Below are 18195 nucleotides of genomic sequence, written 5' to 3' on the forward strand. Positions count from 1 at the left end.
GAGAGCTTATAAAATAGTAAAAAGGGTATGTATTTATTGATAACGATAAATATGCTATCATAATGTATTGTAGATATGCATATAAAATATAGAGGTGAATTTTAATGTGGAACTTTATTAAAGGTTTATTTAAATTTGTATTTAGTTTAGTAGCTATCACTACAGTTGTTGTAGGCGTAGGTGTAGTTGCATTTGCTTATATTTTCAAAAAAGACTTTGAAGATATCGAAAGAAAAACTAAAGAAATCGTTTCAGATATCGAAAATAATAATTAATTTAAAGATTAAATTAATGAAAGCGTCACTGATGAAATCGTCATCAGTGGCTTTTTTATTTGCTTTAAAAGAAATTAAGTAGGGGAAATACTTACAATGTCTAATAAAGAAAGTTTGAATTTATCAGAAGAATGAGATGGATAGCCTTCAACTTCAAAAGTTATAGCATCAATACGTTCAATATTAAGTTCGATAGATTTAAAGTATCCGTCATCATAATACTGTACAACTACTGGCTGATTTAACTGCAAGGACTGATGTAAACGAAAATTCAAATCAGATAATTGATCATCAGAAAGTACAGGGCGATCAACCTTATTTTGATCGATGATATATTGATGAATCGTTTCAAATTGTTCAGGTAAGGTAGCAAATGGTTATATGTATTAATAATTTTAGAGTTTAATTTGTATAATATGTATAAAAATATTGCGAGATATTCAACAGAAAAAATTGTTATCTTAACTAATTTTATTACGTATTATATGTATAATATGAAAATAGTAAATGTGTATTCTAACAGTGGAAAGAACTTTATGATAATTGATAGTAATTTAAATCCAGTCGAAGATGTTACCTATTATTTAAAGTATTTAGAGAGTGTTAATAAAAGTGAGAATACTTTAAAGACTTATGCATATTGTTTAAAAAGATATTTTGTGTACCTCGAATTTAAAAATAAAGGTCATAAAGAGGTAACTTTTGATGATTTAGTTGATTTTGTTTTGTGGTTAAAGTCACCAAATAAATATGAAAAAGTTATATTTAAAGATAAATCATTATATGGAAAAAGTGCTAAAACTATTAATTTAACTATCACTGTAGTTACTAACTTTTATGATTATTTATTTAGAACTAAAAAATCTAAAATTGACGTTGCTAAATCAATTTTAATAGAAAGAGGTCATCGTTCTTCTTATAAAAGATTTTTAGATCATGTAAATATAAATGATTTATTATATACAAATACACTAAAAGTAAAAGTGCCAAAAGAAAAAAGGAAAATATTGAGTACCAGTGAAATAAAAGAGTTAATAAAAGCGTCAAATAACATTAGGGATAAATTTATGATTCAATTATTATATGAAACGGGATTGCGTATTGGGGAATTGTTGTCACTTTACATAGATGATATTAAATATGATTTAACTAATGGACATTAAATTATTTTGAAAAATAGAAAAAATAAAAATGGAGCCAGATTAAAAAGTGGAGAACGTAAAATATACATTTCACAATCTTTGATTGATTTATATGATGATTATTTATATGAAGTTTCAACTGATTCTGAATTTTTGTTTATTAAAGTTAAAGGTAAAAATGTTGGAGAACCTTTAGATTATAATGACGTAAATTCAATATTTAAACGTTTAAGAAAGAAAATTGGAATTATGGTTCATCCTCACTTGTTAAGGCACACTCATGCTACTATTTTTTACAATAAAAGTAAAAATATAAAACAAGTTCAAGAACGACTTGGACACAGTAATATACAAACCACTATGGATTTGTATATTCATAATAATGATCAGATTATCCGTGAAAATTGGGAAAAAGTAAAAGATTTATTCCAAATATTTGAATAGGAGATTCACATGAATAATAGCGTCCAAAATACAGATGATTTTTTGCAAAACAAATTGAAAAAAGAACTTTGCTTTTTGAAAAGTAAGAGTATAAATCTTGAGGGGGATGTTGTTTATACCAATATCTATAGTGATTATTTCTATAAAAATGATGTATGGCACATTTCTAATTTTAAGATTTTTAATCAATTTCAAGATGATTTGAATAGATATAATGGTAAAAGAAAAAATATATTTTTTAGATTTCAAAACGAGTATTTAAATTTAGAATTCAAGTATATCTGCCTGAAATTAATTACTACTGAATATTGGTCTTTAAATTCTTTATTTAATGGTGGTGCAGTACATATTAATAAATTAGCTACTTTCTTCAATGAAAAGTATCCAAATATAAACTCATTATTAGATTACGAATTTAATAGTATAGAGACTGAATGGATTAAATGGTTAAAAAATCAAAATGTAACCACTATAAAAAGATCGAAAAGTATCGTTTTTGGAAATTATGAAGCAAAAACGCCTATAGCTTCAAGCTTAAAAAAATTATATAGACTGTTTTCAAAAATGATTGATAGTAGAGAAGAGTGGGATAAAGATTTATGGGATATAAGAAATTTAGAAATGTATGGATTGACTTATAATAAAACACTTACAGGAAATTATCTAAATTTTAAAAAGATAGCTTCACTTAATATAAGAACTTCTGTAAAAAAATATTTAAAACAACGGTTATTGACCGGAAATATGAATTTTGCTACAGGCAGAATGTATGTAAGAGTTTTGACTAGGTTTTTAAATAGTATACATAATCAAGAACCTAATTGGAATGATTTAAATAAGCTAGAAAGAAAGCATATGGAAATATATATTGATTTCATTTTTTAATATGCAAAAAGTAAAAACGTACGAAGTGTAAAGAATTTTGTACGTGAAGAACTTAAATTAGTTAGAAGATTTTTGAATGATATAATTATGCAAAAGTATATAGTATAGCACCTACAGAAGATATAAGATTTCTATTTTTGCCACAAGATCTGCCTAAACATGAAAAACTCGAAAAAAATCAAATTGATTATATCCCAGATTTTGTATTAGATCAACTATTTGAAAATATAAATTCTTTACCTGAAGAAATTATACCTATCATTTGGATAGCATTTAAAACGGGTTTACGTATATCAGATGTATTAACTTTAAAAGATAACTGCCTTACTAAAATTAATGGTAAATATTCTATAGTTACTGATATAGCAAAAACTTTTGTAAAAGGCCATAGAATACCTATTGATGAGCAATTAGCCGATATATTAGCCGTTTTAATTGCAAATTCTAAAAGACAAATTACTAAGGACAATAACCCTAATGATTATATATTTGTTATATACAAAGGTAAGAGAAAAGGAATGCCATATACTCAGCATTTAGTTCGTTCTCATTTAAATTATTTAGCTAAAACTAAAAATATAGTTGACGAAAAGGGAGAAATTTTTCACTTTAAAACACATCAATTTAGACATACATATGCTGTTAAATTACTTAATGGTGGAGTTGATATTCTAACTATTCAAGAGTTACTAGCTCATGCCTCTCCTGAAATGACACTTAGATATGCGAAACTTCTTGATGATACTAAAAGAAAAGCATTTGAATCAGTTATATATCAAGGCGCATTTACCTTTGATATTGATGGTAAAGTAAAAAATATTAAACATAGTAGTGAGCTATCTGAGAATACGTTGAACTCTTTATGGCAAGAGCATAAATTAAATGCTATGGACAATCCATATGGTACGTGTCATGCAAGACTAAAAGGTGATTGTCCATATATGGAAGCGCCACCCTGTTTAACTTGTAATTCAGGGAAACCTTGTAAAGATTTAGCAATAGGATTTTTAAATCTAGATGTAGAAAAGTATGAATTGCTTGTTAAATCTACCATTAATTCTATAGAAGTAGCTAAAAACTTTAATAGAGATGATATGGTAGAAAAGCATGTCAATCTATTAGAAAAATATGAAGACATATTAAAAAATATAAAAGATGGAAACGTTATTTTTGGTAGAAATAACAGGATGAAAAAATAGGAGGATTTATGGAAAATTATGATAGAAAAAATCAGATGAAAGAAATACATAGAAGAAAAAAAGCTAACACAGAAATAAAAGTAAACTCTACAATAGAAAGACTCCTAAAAGAAAATATAGAGATTAATTTTAATGTTGTTTCTAAATATGCAAATGTTTCGAAAGCTACTTTGTATAATCATAAAGAAATTCGAAATAAAATTGAAGAATTACGTAAACAAAACACTCAAACAAATGTAATTCTAGTCAAAAATGATGGAAAAAGTGCAATTATCGAATCCTTGAAAAGAAAAATAAAAAAATTAGAAAAAGAGAATAAATCATTAAAGGACGAAGTTAACGTTTTATATAATAAAATATATGAAAACTTTTGAAAAGTCCAATATATGCTATTGTTTTTGAAATTAAAAAAGTTGGACATAAAAGATTATGTTTATCCCATTCTTATTTTAGTTAGTTATTATTTTTAAGATTATTTTAAATTATGTTGCTAATATATTCCTTATACAAAGTATGATATTTATTGTTGGAAGTGTTGAAAAATGTAAAGGCGTTTTCTGATACATTGAATTTTAAAATGAATCCAGTATAAGTTATTATATAACCGTTTTGCCAATATTCTACTGTACAAATTTTATTGAACTCGAGTTTTTGATTAACTATATAATCTAGTTGGCTTAAAGCATCGTCAGATAATAATGGACTTGCAACTGTGCTTTGGTCTTGAATCATTTTATTTAATATTTCGAATTGTTCAGGCAAAGTAGCAAAAGCTCTCCATTTGATGTTTCCACGTCCTTGTGGGATTTTGGGATTCAAATATTCTCTTGGGATTTTTCTATAATCTGTTTCATATTTATATTTATCTGGAACATTAGTATTGATTAGCATAAAAACACCTCAACTGCATAATAGAACATAAGTTCTATTATGACAAGAATTTTTTATCGTTTAGATTTGAAATTATTATCAAAAAGTGTTAATTTTAATATATCAAAAAAAGTTGATGTGTTATTTTGTGTATTGAGGAGAGAGAAATTTTGATAGTAAATCATGCAGGCAATTTATCTGTAGATTATTTTATTTCGTATTAAAAATTAGTTATGACTTCAAAAGACATGTGTTTAAATGAAGCTATAACATATATGAAGTGTTCTTTCTTTAATGACAATATTGAAACATTTGGTGAAATAACTTTAAACAAGCAGTTCAAAAACTCAAGTAACTACCTAATGGTTAGAATGGAAGTGATTAAATGGAAATAATCAAAGCTAATCCAAATGTAAATGAGGAAGAACGATTAGACTTTTATGAACAGATGTTTAATGCACTGGCTGATAAAATTAGGCTTAAAATCTTACGGTCAATTCGTCAAAGTGGCTCAAAGACTTTATGCGTTTGTGATTTAGAAGAATTGTTAGATGTGAAACAGTCTAAACTGTCCTATCATTTAAAAAAATTAGTCGATGCAAATATACTTATTGCTAAAAAGTATGGAACATGGAATTATTATCGAATTAATGAACAACAAATACAGGTAGTTTTAAATGAAGATACTTGTTGTAAAATACTTTAAGTGTCTTCTTTTTATAATGTTTAAATCAATTTTTCTTGATTTATAAATCAAGAAATGTTGATAAATTAAATTTGGAGGCATTATACTAATGGTAGATTCAATCATGGAATTCATAAAAACGTTTTTAATGTTGTTTTTTGAATTGTTATTACTATTCATAATCGTGAGTTTCATCGTCAGTCTAATACAACAAGTTATTTCAGAAGAGAAAATAAAAAGATTTTTAAGTAAACCTAATCAAGCTATTAATTATATTCTAGGAATGGTATTTGGTGCTATTACACCTTTCTGTTCTTGTTCTACCATTCCAATACTTGCGGGACTACTAAATTCTAAAGTACCTTTTGGTCCATCAATGAGTTTCTTAATTGCTTCACCATTGATGAATCCGTTAATGCTTTTTATGTTATGGGCTTTATTAGGCTGGAAAGTAGCTGTTGTTTATTTTGTAGTACTAGCAATTTTTAGTATTTTAACAGGTTTAGTATTTTCAAAAATGAATTTAGCAGAAAGCTATAAAGGAGTTAATGTTAAAGGAGACGGTTTTTTTGCTAATAAAACAGGATCTCGTTTTAAACAAGCAATAAATGATGCTTGGGCATTCTTATATCCAATGCTTCCTTATTTATTTATTGGTGTGTTTATTGGTGCCTTTATATATGGATTTGTACCTGAAACTTTTATCACTAAATATGCAAGTGGAAACGGCATTATATCTGTGTTCATTGCTTCTGTTATAGGTATTCCTATGTATATCAGACCTGAAACAATGTTACCTATAGCTGAAGCATTAGTATCAAAAGGGATGTCATTAGGGACAGTTGTCGCATTAATAATTGGTGGTGCTGGTGCAAGTATTCCAGAAGTTGTATTACTATCTAAATTATTCAAGAAAAAATTTGTAGTATCTTTTATTATCGCAATTTTAGTTGTAGCTATTGCTACAGGGTTAATAATTAATATGATTTTATAAGTTTAAGGAGGATAAATTAATGAATCAAGAAAATTCAGTAATCAATAGATATGGAAAAGCTGCTAAAACATATGAAAAGAATTTATGTTGTCCAGTCGAAACGATACAAAGTACTTAATGATTATACCTGATGAAATTATAGAAAAAGATTATGGTTGTGGTGATCCTTTAGGTAAGATCAAGAAAGGAGATACTGTGTTAGATTTAGGTTCTGGGGGAGGAAAAGTTCCTTATATAGTATCTCAAATTGTGGGAGAAACGGGTGAAGTTATTGGCGTAGATATGAATGATGATATGTTAAACCTTGCTAAAAAATATCAGAATCAAATGATTGAAAGAATTGGTTATGATAATGTCATTTTTCATAAAGGGAAAATTCAAAACTTAAAATTAAATTTAGAAGAACTCGATAAATATATACAAGAACATCCTGCTAACAACTTAGATACTTATCAATCTATTAATCAATATATTAATTACTTAGAAAATGAAATGACTATGATAAAGGATAATAGTATAGATGTAGTTATCTCTAATTGTGTTTTAAATTTAGTTTCAACAGAGGATAAAGAATCACTGTTCAGAGAAATTTACCGTGTTTTAAAGAATGGTGGTAAAGCAGTCATATCAGATATTGTTTCTAACGTAGAGGTACCAGAAAAGTTAAGACAAGATGAAAACTTATGGAGTGGTTGTTATTCAGGTGCTATTGAGGAAAAAGCTTTTATTGAAGCTTTCGAAAATGTAGGATTCTATGGTATAGAAATTGATAAACGTGAAAATACATGGACTTCTATTGAAGGTATTGATTTTAGAAGTATGACAGTAATTGCTCATAAGGGAAAAGAAGGCCCATGTATTGACAAAAATCAATCTGTAATTTACAAAGGTCCGTTTAAACACATTGAAGACGATGATGATCATATCTTTGAACGTGGCGAAAAAACTTTTGTTTGTGAAAAGACATTTAATATATTAAAACAGTCGCCGTATAAGGAAGCATTTGAATTTATAGAGGAAAACGAAGAAATAGTTCATAAAAATGATTGTTGCGATACATCATGCGGTTGTTAAATAACAATTAAAGGAGGTGTTATAATGGAAAAAAATACATTTAAAAAAGCAATTTCTAAATTAAAACCTAAAGAACAAGCTTGTTGCTCTGTGGAAATTGAAGAAAAGGAAGAAAACAAAAAAGAAAAAGACCAACAAAAAAATGATAATTGTTGTTAAAAATGATGTAGGAGAATTATTTGAATTCTCCTACATTATTTTTAAGTAATAGTTTATAAAAACTAACATACTGTACATAACTAATATGAAAACATATTATAATATCAATGTTTATCTTAAATTAGTACATATAACAAATGGTGCCCATTTAACCATGCCGCGGCCTTTCGGGATATTTCTATCCAATTGATTGCGTGGAATATGTCGATAGTCCAATTGATTATTATTTAAATCCGTAATCATCTTTCAATCACCTCAATATTTATACTTCTATTATACGAACGTACGTTCTGTTTTGCAAGTGGTATTTCGATAGAATCATGTGTGGTTATCAACAAATAAAATTTAAGTATAGAGGTTTATGACTAAAATCATGCCCAAACGTTTGTCTTTATATATATAATTTTAATAGAATAGAGATAAGTGATAAGGAGGCGTTGACGAAATGACTAAAGGTTATATTGGTTCATATACGAAGAAGAATGGGAAAGGGATTTATCAATTTGAATTAGATGAAAAAAAGGGACAAATAGTTGAAGTAGCGACTGGTTATCAACTAGAAGCATCAACATATGTAACAAGAAATAATCTTTTTCTATATGCTATTACAAAAGAAGGAGACAATTGTGGTGTCGCAAGTTTTAAAATAGCGGAAGATGGTGAATTAACATTAATCAATAAATGTTTGGATTCTCAAAATGGCACAGGATGTTATGTTCAAGTATCGACAAATGGTGAGTTTTTATTTGAAGCGGTTTATGGTGCAGGGTTAGCTCGAATTTATCAATTAAATCCAACTACTGGTGAAATAGAGAGCTTAATTCAAGAACTAGCGCATGACTATCCACTTGGACCTCATGAAAGACAAGAACATCCTCATGTGCATTTTTTAAACGAGACACCAGATGGTCAATATGTAGTAGCAGCTGATTTAGGTACAGATCGACTTGTGTCATACACATTTAGTGAAAATGGTTTGAAAGAACATGCTGTTTCAGAATTTAATGCAGCTGATGGTACGCGTCATATTGCATTCCATGAAAATGGAAAATATGCATATGTCGTACATGAATTATCAAATGTTGTTAGCGTGACTCAATATGAAGATGGGCGTTTTGAAGAATTAGAACGTCATTTAACAATTCCAGAACATTTTGATGGTGCAACTAAACTTGCAGCAGTACATTTATCTCATGACCAACAGTTCTTATATGTAAGTAATCGCGGTCATGATAGCATTGCAATTTACAAAGTGTTAGAAAACGGAGCTAAACTTGAATTGGTTGATATTGTCAAAAGTGGCGATGCATTCCCACGAGATTTTAATATCACAGAATCAGATGATTATTTAATTTGTGCACATCAAGAAGGCCTTTCTAAATTAACGGTATTCGAAAGAGATAAAGAAACAGGTACATTAACTTTAAAAGATCAATCAACTCAGGCACCAGAAGGCGTTTGTGTCATGTTCTAAAAAATAGATCCCATAAGCGATATCGCTTATGGGATCTACTTTTTAATTTTTGAAAAATGCTTTAATATACTTAAATTTGCCTTTATAAGGTGGGAAAAATAGGCTCGACTCTAAACGTGTCGATTTAAAAGTATATGATTTATCATGAGAAAATGTATCAAATGAGTATTTGCCGTGATAGTTTCCAATACCCGATAGACCTACGCCGCCGAATGGTAAATTGGGATTTGCTAAGTGCATCAATGTATCGTTAATTGCGCCGCCACCAAAGGCAAGTTCATTAAGTACACGATGCGTTGAATTTTCATCTTCACTAAATAAATAAAGACTTAAAGGTTTAGGACGAGACTGGATTATCTCAAAAGCTTCATCAAATTGATCATAACTGATGATTGGTAATAATGGACCAAATATTTCTTCTTGCATAATTAAATCTGAAGTTTGAATATCATCAATAATAGTGGGTTCGATGAATAAATCAGATTCATCACTATGACCACCAAAAATGATATTGCTTTTATGTTGTTGTAGTAATTCGTTTAAGCGATTAAAATGCTTTTGATTTACAATTCTGCCAAAATCTGGACTAGATTGAATGCTTTTTCCATAAAATTCATTTAAGGTTTGTTTTAATGCTTTGATAAAATCATCTTTTACTTTTTGATCTACTAAAATATAATCCGGAGCAACACATGTTTGACCTGCATTTGTAAATTTACCAAAAGCAATTCTCTCACTAGCTACTTTTAAATTAGCTGTTTCATCGATAATTACAGGAGATTTACCACCTAATTCAAGTGTTACAGGAACGAGGTTTTCACTTGCAGCTTGATAAACAATTTTACCTACTTTATCACTACCAGTGAAGAACATATAATCAAACGGTAAGTGAATAAGGTGGTCTGTTTCTTCAATACCACCTTCAACTACAGCAATATAGTCAGGTTTATAAACATCTTCAACAATTTTACGAATGACTGAAGATACATGAGGCGTTAGTTCTGATGGTTTAATAATCACTGTGTTGCCAGCTGCAATCGCACCGATTAATGGTTCAAATGTTAATTGTACTGGGTAATTAAAGGGACCGATAATAAGAACAGTGCCATAAGGGTCTTTTTTGATATAACTTTTTGTAGGGAAAAGATAAAGTGGTGTATCTACTTGTTTTGTTTTAGACCAATTTTTAAGCTCTTTACGAGCTAATTTAATACTTTTTTAACAATATACCAATTTCAGTAGCATATGCTTCAACATTACTTTTACCTAAATCTTTTTGTAAAGCTTCAAGTATCTCGTTTTCATGATGTTTAATACTCTTGCTTAACAACTTTAATTGTTGTTTTCTAAATTTAATATCTTTAGTTTGATGTGTTTTGAAAAAAGCTTTGCTATTTTCAAATAGTTGATCAATTGAATTCAAAAGTTGAACCTCCTTAAGTTGGATTTGAGATAACAATATTCTCAAGAAAAAATGCTTAACATATCTTTACCCGATTACCACAAAAATAATTAATTTTAATATAAAAAATTAACCTGAGACATTAAATCATGTCCCAGGCTCAATACAATCAAATACATTTATTACTAATAAAATTATTTAGTTAAAGCTTCAGTAATTTGAGGTACAACTTGTTTTTTACGAGATACAACACCTGTTAAGAATGCCATATCGTCTTCTAATTTAACGTTGAATGCTTCGCCAACTTTATCTTTTTCAGCACCTACAACTAAAATTTTAGAATCGCTATTAATGATATCAGTTACAACTAAAACGAATAAATCATATTTTTCTTCAGCGCTTGATTCTAGCATAGATTTTTCTAATTCTTCTTTACGATCTAATACTTCATCAATATCAACTGTGTTAACTTGAGCAATACGAGTTACGTAATCTCCCATAGTAAATGATTTAGCATCCATATCTAATAATACATCAGCAGATTTATCAGTAGTAGAAGCGCCTGCTTTAAGCATGTCTAAACCATAAGCATCTAAGTCGACGTTTGCTATATCTTTTAAAGCTTTAGCTGCATTGACATCTTCATCAGTGCAAGTAGGAGATTTAAATAATAAACTATCTGAAATAATTGCAGAAATCATAAGTCCAGCAATTTCAGGTTTAATTTCAAATCCACGTTCTTTGTACATTTTGTATAGAATTGTTGCTGTACAACCAACTGGCTCTGCTCTGTAATAAAGAGGGCTAGCTGTTTCAAAGTTTGCAATTCTGTGATGATCTACAACATGTTTAATTGTGGCATCGGCAATTGTATCAGCACTTTGTTGGAATTCGTTATGGTCAACTAAAATAACATCTTGACCATCTAAATTATCTTCTAATAATTCTGGTGCATCTACTTTAAAGTGATCTAATGCATATTGAGTTTCAGCCCCAACTTCACCTAAGCGATAGGCTTTAGCGCCTGCATTTCCTGTTAATTGTTCAAAGTCAGCCATAATAATAGCTGATGAAATTGCGTCAGTATCTGGGTTTTTGTGTCCAAAAATGTAAGTGTTTGCCATGGATATATGTCTCCCTTATTCATTAGTTATTTTATTGATATTATATAGTTATTTTAGCATGACTATAGCTTATTCTTCTACCTCTGCGCCCAATGAGTTTTGAAAATGATCTAATGCCCATTCATGTCCAGATGGATTAAAGGAAGCGACGCCATTCTTCGGTACATGTATCTTATAACCTAAATTATATGCAGAAATAGCAGTGTGTAACACACATATATCAGTACAAACACCAACGATTTCTAATGTGTTAATTGTTCTTTCGCGTAATAAACTATCTAGAGGTGTACCGTAAAATGAATCATAACGTGTTTTATCTAAGTAATGAATATTGCTTTGATGTTTATTCGCTTCATAAATTTCTCCCACAGTACCATAGAGTTGTCGTCCTGAGGTACCTGCAATATTATGGGGTGGAAATAGCTTAGATTCTGGGTGATAATTATCATTTTCGTAATGTAAATCCATCATAAAAAAGATATTGTCATTATTTTCAATATAGCGATGGATGCGATCTGTTATAAATGTTTCTAATTTTTGTCCAGGTTCTCCGCAAGATAACTTTCCGTCAGGTGCAATAAAGTCCACTGAGTAATCTACTACAATTAAAGCCTTTTTCTCCATTCAATAACATCCTTCCCAACATAAACATAACTATTGTTTACAATCCTGTCATTCAATTTCATTAAGTTAATTAAAAATTCATCTAATATGCTTAAAAAATGTTTTATAAGATTAATCATAGTATATATATTTATCAAGAGGACTACAATTAAATATGAAACAAAGGAGAAATTGGATGTTCATAAATGTGAAAGATTTTGGCGCAGAAGGTCAAAATAAAGTAAAAGATACTAAAGCAATTCAAAAAGCATTGAACAAAGCAAAAAATGGTGAACATACGGTGTATATCCCAAAAGGGACGTATCATATTGGCAAAGCGTTAGTGATTTATGATTCTACAACATTGCTTTTAGATGATGAAACAGTATTATTGAGATATAGCAAAGATGCACTGTTAAAGAATGGAAAACCCTATATTTTCTATCATGAATATAGAGGAAATAGTCATATACATATTAAAGGTGGTACATTTGATATGAATGGCTCTAATTTTCCATATAACAATACAGCTATATGCATGGGACATGCAGAAGACATTCAATTTATAGGAGTGACTTTTAAAAATATTGTAGGTGGGCATGCCATAGATGCGTGTGGCTTAAATGGATTAAGGATAGCGAATTGTTCTTTTGAAGGTTTCTTAGATATTGATGGTGATAGATTCTTTTCGGAAGCAGTACAATTGGATATCCAAGTGCCAGGTGCATTTCCGAAGTTTGGTACCACCGATGGGACGATAACTAAAAATGCCATTATAGAAAATTGTTATTTTGGACCGTCAGATGATCCTAACATGAAACCTTGGAATAGGGCGATAGGATCACATGCGAGTCGATATCATCGATATTATGAAAATATTCATATCAGAGACAATGTGTTTGATCACATTCAAGAATATGCACTAACGCCACTAAAATCTCAAAATACATTTATATCTAAAAACAAGTTCATAAATTGTGTAGGGGGCATACGTTTTTTAGGTGTCAAAGATGGTAAAAACGCAGCGGATCCTTATACTGGTAAAGACATGGGGACACAAGCAGGTTCTAATTTTAATGTGATTGGCAACGAATTTATTGGGAAAATGGAAAAGGATGCTATACACATTAGAAGTTATAATAATGTGAAACATACGCAAATATTTATTGCAGGCAATACATTTAATGATAAATCTCAAAAAATACATCTCGAAGATATCGATGATTTAACATTGAATCAAGATGATCATTTAGTGTCTATAGAAAAAAAGAATGTAGAAAACATAAAATAATACAAAAACGCTTTTCCCTAGATCTTAAAGTATGGGAGAAGCGTTCTTTATTATCTTATTTATAAAATGAACCAATAAGTTTAGTTTCAAAATCAAGTGTATTAAGGATAGTTAAGACTTTTTTGACATCTTGTGATATAGGAGCATCTGCTTGAACAAAAAAGTGATATTGGCCGAGCTTAGTCTTAAGTGGTCGTGATTCAATCCATGATAAATTAATATTAAATAAAGCAAATGTATTTAATATACTCGCTAAAAGGCCGGGTTTATCGTATTTTGGTGTGATTAAAAACATTGACGTATTCGTATTGCTATCGAAATTATCATGGTTTTTAATGATTAAAAATCGTGTAGCATTGTGAGCAAAATCTTGGATATGTGTATCTAAAATTTCAAAATCATAATCATTTCCGCTAGCTAGTGGAGCAATAGCCCCAATATGGTCATTAATCATATCGAAACCTTTAACAGTGCTATCAACATAATCGTAATCAAATTGATGTTTCATAATATAATTTGAGGTTTGACTAATGGCTGGTGCTATAGAATAAACTTTCTTGATATCACTTATTTGACTACCAGCTTTACCGTATAAAGCAAAATCAATATCTAAATGTAATTCACCATGTGCGTAAACATTTTGCTGTGCAAGTGAATCAGCAACGATATTAATTGTTCCTTCGATTGAATTTTCAATTGGCACAATGCCTATTGAAGCAGTATCTTGAGAAACATATTTAATCACTTCGTATAAATTGGCTTTGGGTATAAAGTCATAATGTTGTATTTGATTTTGATTAACAAACTTTTGAGAAGCTAAATAGGAAAATGTACCTTTTGGACCTAAATAATATATTTGCATGCCTTCACCTCTATTGATGTGTTAATGGAAGGGGCACTTTGTCTCACTTGATTGTTTATAGAAAAAGTTTGGATCTCGCATCGTATTATCATAACCATGATGATAATTATTAGTCAGCGTCGGTGAAATAGGTGGTGCTAACCATGACCATTTACCTGTTACTTCTCTCTGATGCTTTGCTTCGTTCTTTTCAAACATTTCAAATTGTTTAGAAGCTGTTAAATGATCCACAATCGATACACCTTGTGATTTAAATGAATGATAAACAGCGTAATTAAGTTCGATAAGTGCTCTATCCTTATTAAAAGAATTATTTTTAAGTGTATCAAACTCGAACGCTTCTGCAACTTTTTCTAATAAATCATAACGATAGCTATCAGTAAAATTCCTAACTGCAATTTCAGTAACCATGTACCAGCCATTAAATGGTGCAGTAGGATAGGTAATGCCGCCAATTTGTAAGTCCATATTCGAAATGATAGGTACTGCATACCATTTTAAATTTAAATCTTTCAATTTAGGGTATCGGTCATGCTCGATTATGACTTCTTTGATTATGGATTTAGGATATTCATAATATTTAATTGGTCCGTCATTGATTTGATAAATGAGGGGTAATACGTCGAAGTCTCCACCATTTCCTTGCCATCCCAAATGCTGTGCTAGCGTCGTTACATCACGTTCAGATGGGTCACCACAATTCTCATAACCTGCATAACGTATTAATTGATTATTGTAAATCTTAGGAGGTTCGTCAGGACTGAAAATCGTTATATAAGGTTTAATCTTTCCGTCGTTAGTTCCCTTGATAATATGGTCTTCAATAGCTTCTAAAAAATGTGTTTCATCATTGATATCTCTAGCATCTTTGACATTAAGTGACTCCCAAAAAAATCTACCGATACAGCGATTTGAATGTCTCCAAGCCATTTTGGCACCGTAAGTTAATTCTTCTAATGTATGCGTGTAGGTACCTGTTTTTTGAATATCTTGATTAATTTCTTTAATTCTATTATCGATTTCATCTTGCGTATAATTTAATTCAGAATACATCGTTTGGATAAATGTTGTTGCTTTATCTATTAACATTTCAAACACCTCATAAGTATTATAATCGACACGATTGATTTACACATTCAATAATGATAATTGTCACGAATTTGTCGCAACGTCTAAGATATATGGGCAAAGTCATATGATACTTGAAAGTAAATTTCGATAGCATTCATTTATATGAGGGGCGTAAAAGCAATTCAGTTGTTACCTAGTTAAATTGAATTATGATAAAATACTAATAAAAGAATGGTCGAAATGGAGAGATACGAGTGTACCAATTTGAAGACGACAGTTTGATGTTACAAAATGATTTATATCAAATTAATATGGCTGAAAGTTATTGGAATGATGGTATTCATGAAAGAATGGCTGTATTTGATTTATACTTTAGAAGTATGCCATTTAATGGTGGTTATGCTGTTTTTAATGGACTTAAACGTGTTATAGATTTTATGGATAATTTTGGTTTCTCAGAAACAGATATTGAATATTTAAGATCAATTGGTTATCAAGATGACTTTTTAGATTATCTGAAAAATTTAAAATTTACAGGACATATTCATTCAATGCAAGAAGGAGAAATATGTTTTGGAAATGAACCGTTGATGAGAGTAGAAGCCCCATTAATTCAAGCTCAATTGTTGGAAACAGTATTATTAAACATTATTAACTTCCACACGCTCATTGCTACGAAAGCAAGTCGTATTCGTCAAATAGCGAATGACGATATTCTTATGGAATTTGGGACACGTCGTGGTCAAGAGTTAGATGCAGCATTATGGGGTGCTAGAGCTGCTTATATTGGTGGTTTTAATTCGACAAGTAATGTACGAGCAGGAAAATTATTTGGAATACCTGTATCAGGTACACATGCGCATGCACTCGTACAAACTTACGGTGATGAATACATTGCATTTAAAAAATATGCAGAACGCCATAAAGATTGTGTATTTTTAGTAGATACCTTCCACACTTTAAAATCAGGTGTACCTACAGCAATTAAAGTTGCCAAAGAATTAGGTGATAAAATCAATTTTATAGGTATACGTTTGGATTCAGGGGACATCGCATATCTTTCTAAAGAAGCACGTCGTATGTTAGATGAAGCAGGATTTAAAGATGCCAAAATAATCGCGTCCAATGATTTAGATGAGGAAACAATAACGAGTCTGAAAGCACAAGGTGCTAAAGTAGATTCATGGGGTGTAGGTACGAAACTTATAACTGGCTTCGACCAACCAGCATTAGGTGCTGTATACAAATTAGTTGCTATTGAAAATAGTGATGGGGAATACAGTGACCGTATCAAATTATCTAATAATGCAGAAAAAGTTACGACGCCTGGTAAGAAAAATGTATATCGAATCATTAATAAGAAAACTGGTAAAGCTGAAGGGGATTATATTACTTTACATGGTGAAGATCCAACTAAAGAAAAACCTTTAAAATTATTCCATCCAGTCCACACATTTAAAATGAAATTTATTAAATCATTTGAAGCTATTGATTTACATCATGCTATTTTTGAAAATGGTCAACTCGTTTATGATTTGCCAAATGTTCATGATGCCCAAGCTTATTTAACAGAAGGACTTAAAACATTTTGGGACGAAAATAAACGTTATTTAAATCCACAAGAGTATCCAGTTGATTTAAGTACTGCTTGTTGGGAAAATAAACATAAACGCATCTTTGAAGTGGCTGAGCATGTTAAAGAAATGGAGGAAGACCATGAGTAATTTACAAGATATCGTAGTAAGAGAGATGAAGGTAAAACCTCAAATTGATGTTGAAAAAGAAGTACAAGAGATTAAACAATTTGTAAAGAGTTATGTACAATCTCATTCATTTATCAAATCATTAGTGCTGGGTATTTCTGGTGGTCAAGATTCAACATTAGCTGGTCGCCTTGTTCAATTAGCTGTTAATGAATTACGTGAAGAAGGTAGAGAATGTCAATTTATAGCTGTAAAACTACCTTATGGTGTCCAGTCAGACGCAGATGAAGTAGAAGACGCGCTAGCCTTCATTAACCCTGACCAAACGATTACCGTCAATATTAAACCTGCAGTAGATACAAGTGTAAAATCACTACAAGAAGCAGGGATTCAATTAACAGATTTCCAAAAAGGAAATGAAAAGGCAAGAGAGCGTATGAAAGTACAATTTTCAATTGCTTCCAATCAATCAGGTATTGTTGTGGGAACGGATCATTCTGCAGAAAATATCACTGGGTTTTATACTAAATATGGTGATGGTGCAGCTGATATCGCGCCATTATTTGGACTGAATAAACGTCAAGGTCGAGCTTTACTAAAATATTTAGATGCGCCAGCACATTTATATAAAAAAACACCTACAGCAGATTTAGAAGAGGATAAACCACAATTACCTGATGAAGAAGCTTTAGGCGTAACTTATAATGATATAGATGACTATCTAGAAGGCAAAGAGGTTTCAAGCGAAGCGAAAGAAACGATTGAAAATCATTATGTTAAAAATGCACATAAACGTGAACTCGCTTATACACGTTATTCTTGGCCTAAAAATTAGAAAGTAAGCTATAAACGAATCGAAATGTAGAACATACTTTTTAATTAATTTTACAATTAATGATGCTATTAATTATTTTATAATACTAAAGTTAAAATTTGAC

The 18195-nt window shown here is 30.1% G+C and carries 15 protein-coding genes and 5 pseudogenes; 12 read left to right on the forward strand and 8 right to left on the reverse strand.

The window, feature by feature from the left end; all coding sequences use genetic code 11:
- The first annotated feature begins 104 nt into the window (after positions 1–104).
- Positions 105–275, forward strand: coding sequence for a hypothetical protein (locus ssp1_RS04415; protein WP_002466153.1), 171 nt, complete (start codon positions 105–107; stop codon positions 273–275).
- A 74-nt stretch (positions 276–349) separates the two neighbouring features.
- On the opposite strand, the pseudogene ssp1_RS04420 reads toward ssp1_RS04415, so the two are convergent.
- Positions 350–652, reverse strand: a pseudogene (locus ssp1_RS04420) (YolD-like family protein); the annotation flags it as partial.
- Between the two features lie 117 nt (positions 653–769).
- Between ssp1_RS04420 and ssp1_RS04425 the strand changes: the two are divergent.
- From ssp1_RS04425 to ssp1_RS04435, 3 genes and pseudogenes are all read left to right on the forward strand, one after another.
- Positions 770–1861: pseudogene (locus tag ssp1_RS04425) on the forward strand (tyrosine-type recombinase/integrase).
- A 9-nt stretch (positions 1862–1870) separates the two neighbouring features.
- Positions 1871–3945, forward strand: a pseudogene (locus tag ssp1_RS04430) (tyrosine-type recombinase/integrase).
- A gap of 8 nt (positions 3946–3953) precedes the next feature.
- On the forward strand, positions 3954–4319 hold the full coding sequence (locus ssp1_RS04435) for a DUF6262 family protein (protein ID WP_107536327.1): 366 nt from the start codon (positions 3954–3956) through the stop codon (positions 4317–4319).
- A gap of 103 nt (positions 4320–4422) precedes the next feature.
- Here the strand turns inward: ssp1_RS04435 and ssp1_RS04440 are convergent, their stop codons facing one another.
- On the reverse strand, positions 4423–4836 hold the full coding sequence (locus ssp1_RS04440; RefSeq protein WP_107536340.1) for a YolD-like family protein: 414 nt from the start codon (positions 4834–4836) through the stop codon (positions 4423–4425).
- Positions 4837–5200: 364 nt separating this feature from the next.
- Here ssp1_RS04440 and ssp1_RS04450 point away from each other — a divergent pair, with 364 nt between their 5' ends.
- The 4 genes and pseudogenes from ssp1_RS04450 to ssp1_RS12105 all read left to right on the forward strand — a co-directional run bounded on the left by ssp1_RS04450 (position 5201) and on the right by ssp1_RS12105 (position 7727).
- Complete coding sequence (locus ssp1_RS04450) at positions 5201–5521, forward strand: ArsR/SmtB family transcription factor (RefSeq protein ID WP_002452250.1); 321 nt, start codon at positions 5201–5203, stop codon at positions 5519–5521.
- 88 nt (positions 5522–5609) lie between these two features.
- Positions 5610–6494, forward strand: coding sequence for a permease (locus ssp1_RS04455; protein ID WP_107536298.1), 885 nt, complete (start codon positions 5610–5612; stop codon positions 6492–6494).
- Between the two features lie 19 nt (positions 6495–6513).
- A pseudogene (locus ssp1_RS04460) lies at positions 6514–7568 on the forward strand (methyltransferase domain-containing protein).
- Between the two features lie 24 nt (positions 7569–7592).
- Positions 7593–7727, forward strand: coding sequence for a hypothetical protein (locus ssp1_RS12105; RefSeq protein WP_002452253.1), 135 nt, complete (start codon positions 7593–7595; stop codon positions 7725–7727).
- 111 nt (positions 7728–7838) lie between these two features.
- Here the strand turns inward: ssp1_RS12105 and ssp1_RS12110 are convergent, their stop codons facing one another.
- Complete coding sequence (locus ssp1_RS12110; protein WP_275896845.1) at positions 7839–7970, reverse strand: hypothetical protein; 132 nt, start codon at positions 7968–7970, stop codon at positions 7839–7841.
- Between the two features lie 202 nt (positions 7971–8172).
- On the opposite strand from ssp1_RS12110, the gene pglS reads away from it, so the two are divergent.
- Positions 8173–9201, forward strand: a complete 1029-nt coding sequence (gene pglS, locus ssp1_RS04470) for a 6-phosphogluconolactonase (RefSeq protein WP_075778954.1) — start codon at positions 8173–8175, stop codon at positions 9199–9201.
- A 42-nt stretch (positions 9202–9243) separates the two neighbouring features.
- On the opposite strand, the pseudogene ssp1_RS04475 reads toward pglS, so the two are convergent.
- The 3 genes and pseudogenes from ssp1_RS04475 to ssp1_RS04485 all read right to left on the reverse strand — a co-directional run bounded on the left by ssp1_RS04475 (position 9244) and on the right by ssp1_RS04485 (position 12351).
- A pseudogene (locus tag ssp1_RS04475) lies at positions 9244–10624 on the reverse strand (aldehyde dehydrogenase).
- A 173-nt stretch (positions 10625–10797) separates the two neighbouring features.
- Positions 10798–11727 carry a manganese-dependent inorganic pyrophosphatase gene (locus ssp1_RS04480; protein WP_049423375.1) on the reverse strand — a complete coding sequence of 310 codons (930 nt, stop codon included), beginning with the start codon at positions 11725–11727 and terminating at the stop codon, positions 10798–10800.
- Positions 11728–11796: 69 nt separating this feature from the next.
- The gene (locus ssp1_RS04485; RefSeq protein ID WP_075777794.1) at positions 11797–12351 is read right to left on the reverse strand and encodes a cysteine hydrolase family protein; all 555 of its coding nucleotides are present in this window, start codon (positions 12349–12351) and stop codon (positions 11797–11799) included.
- A gap of 175 nt (positions 12352–12526) precedes the next feature.
- Between ssp1_RS04485 and ssp1_RS04490 the strand changes: the two genes are divergently transcribed.
- Positions 12527–13621, forward strand: coding sequence for a glycosyl hydrolase family 28-related protein (locus ssp1_RS04490; RefSeq protein WP_002452259.1), 1095 nt, complete (start codon positions 12527–12529; stop codon positions 13619–13621).
- Positions 13622–13676: 55 nt separating this feature from the next.
- On the opposite strand, the gene ssp1_RS04495 is transcribed toward ssp1_RS04490, so the two are convergent.
- Positions 13677–14483, reverse strand: coding sequence for a prephenate dehydratase (locus ssp1_RS04495; RefSeq protein ID WP_075777795.1), 807 nt, complete (start codon positions 14481–14483; stop codon positions 13677–13679).
- A gap of 21 nt (positions 14484–14504) precedes the next feature.
- Complete coding sequence (locus ssp1_RS04500) at positions 14505–15572, reverse strand: nitric oxide synthase oxygenase (protein WP_075777796.1); 1068 nt, start codon at positions 15570–15572, stop codon at positions 14505–14507.
- Positions 15573–15808: 236 nt separating this feature from the next.
- Between ssp1_RS04500 and ssp1_RS04505 the strand changes: the two genes are divergently transcribed.
- Positions 15809–17278, forward strand: a complete 1470-nt coding sequence (locus ssp1_RS04505) for a nicotinate phosphoribosyltransferase (protein WP_075777797.1) — start codon at positions 15809–15811, stop codon at positions 17276–17278.
- Entirely contained in the window at positions 17271–18092 is an 822-nt protein-coding gene (gene nadE / locus ssp1_RS04510) for an ammonia-dependent NAD(+) synthetase (protein WP_049423364.1), read from the forward strand. The genes ssp1_RS04505 and nadE overlap by 8 nt, the downstream gene beginning before the upstream one ends.
- Positions 18093–18195: the final 103 nt, after the last annotated feature.

This window comes from Staphylococcus sp. M0911 (assembly GCF_003491325.1).
Lineage (GTDB): Bacteria > Bacillota > Bacilli > Staphylococcales > Staphylococcaceae > Staphylococcus > Staphylococcus warneri_A.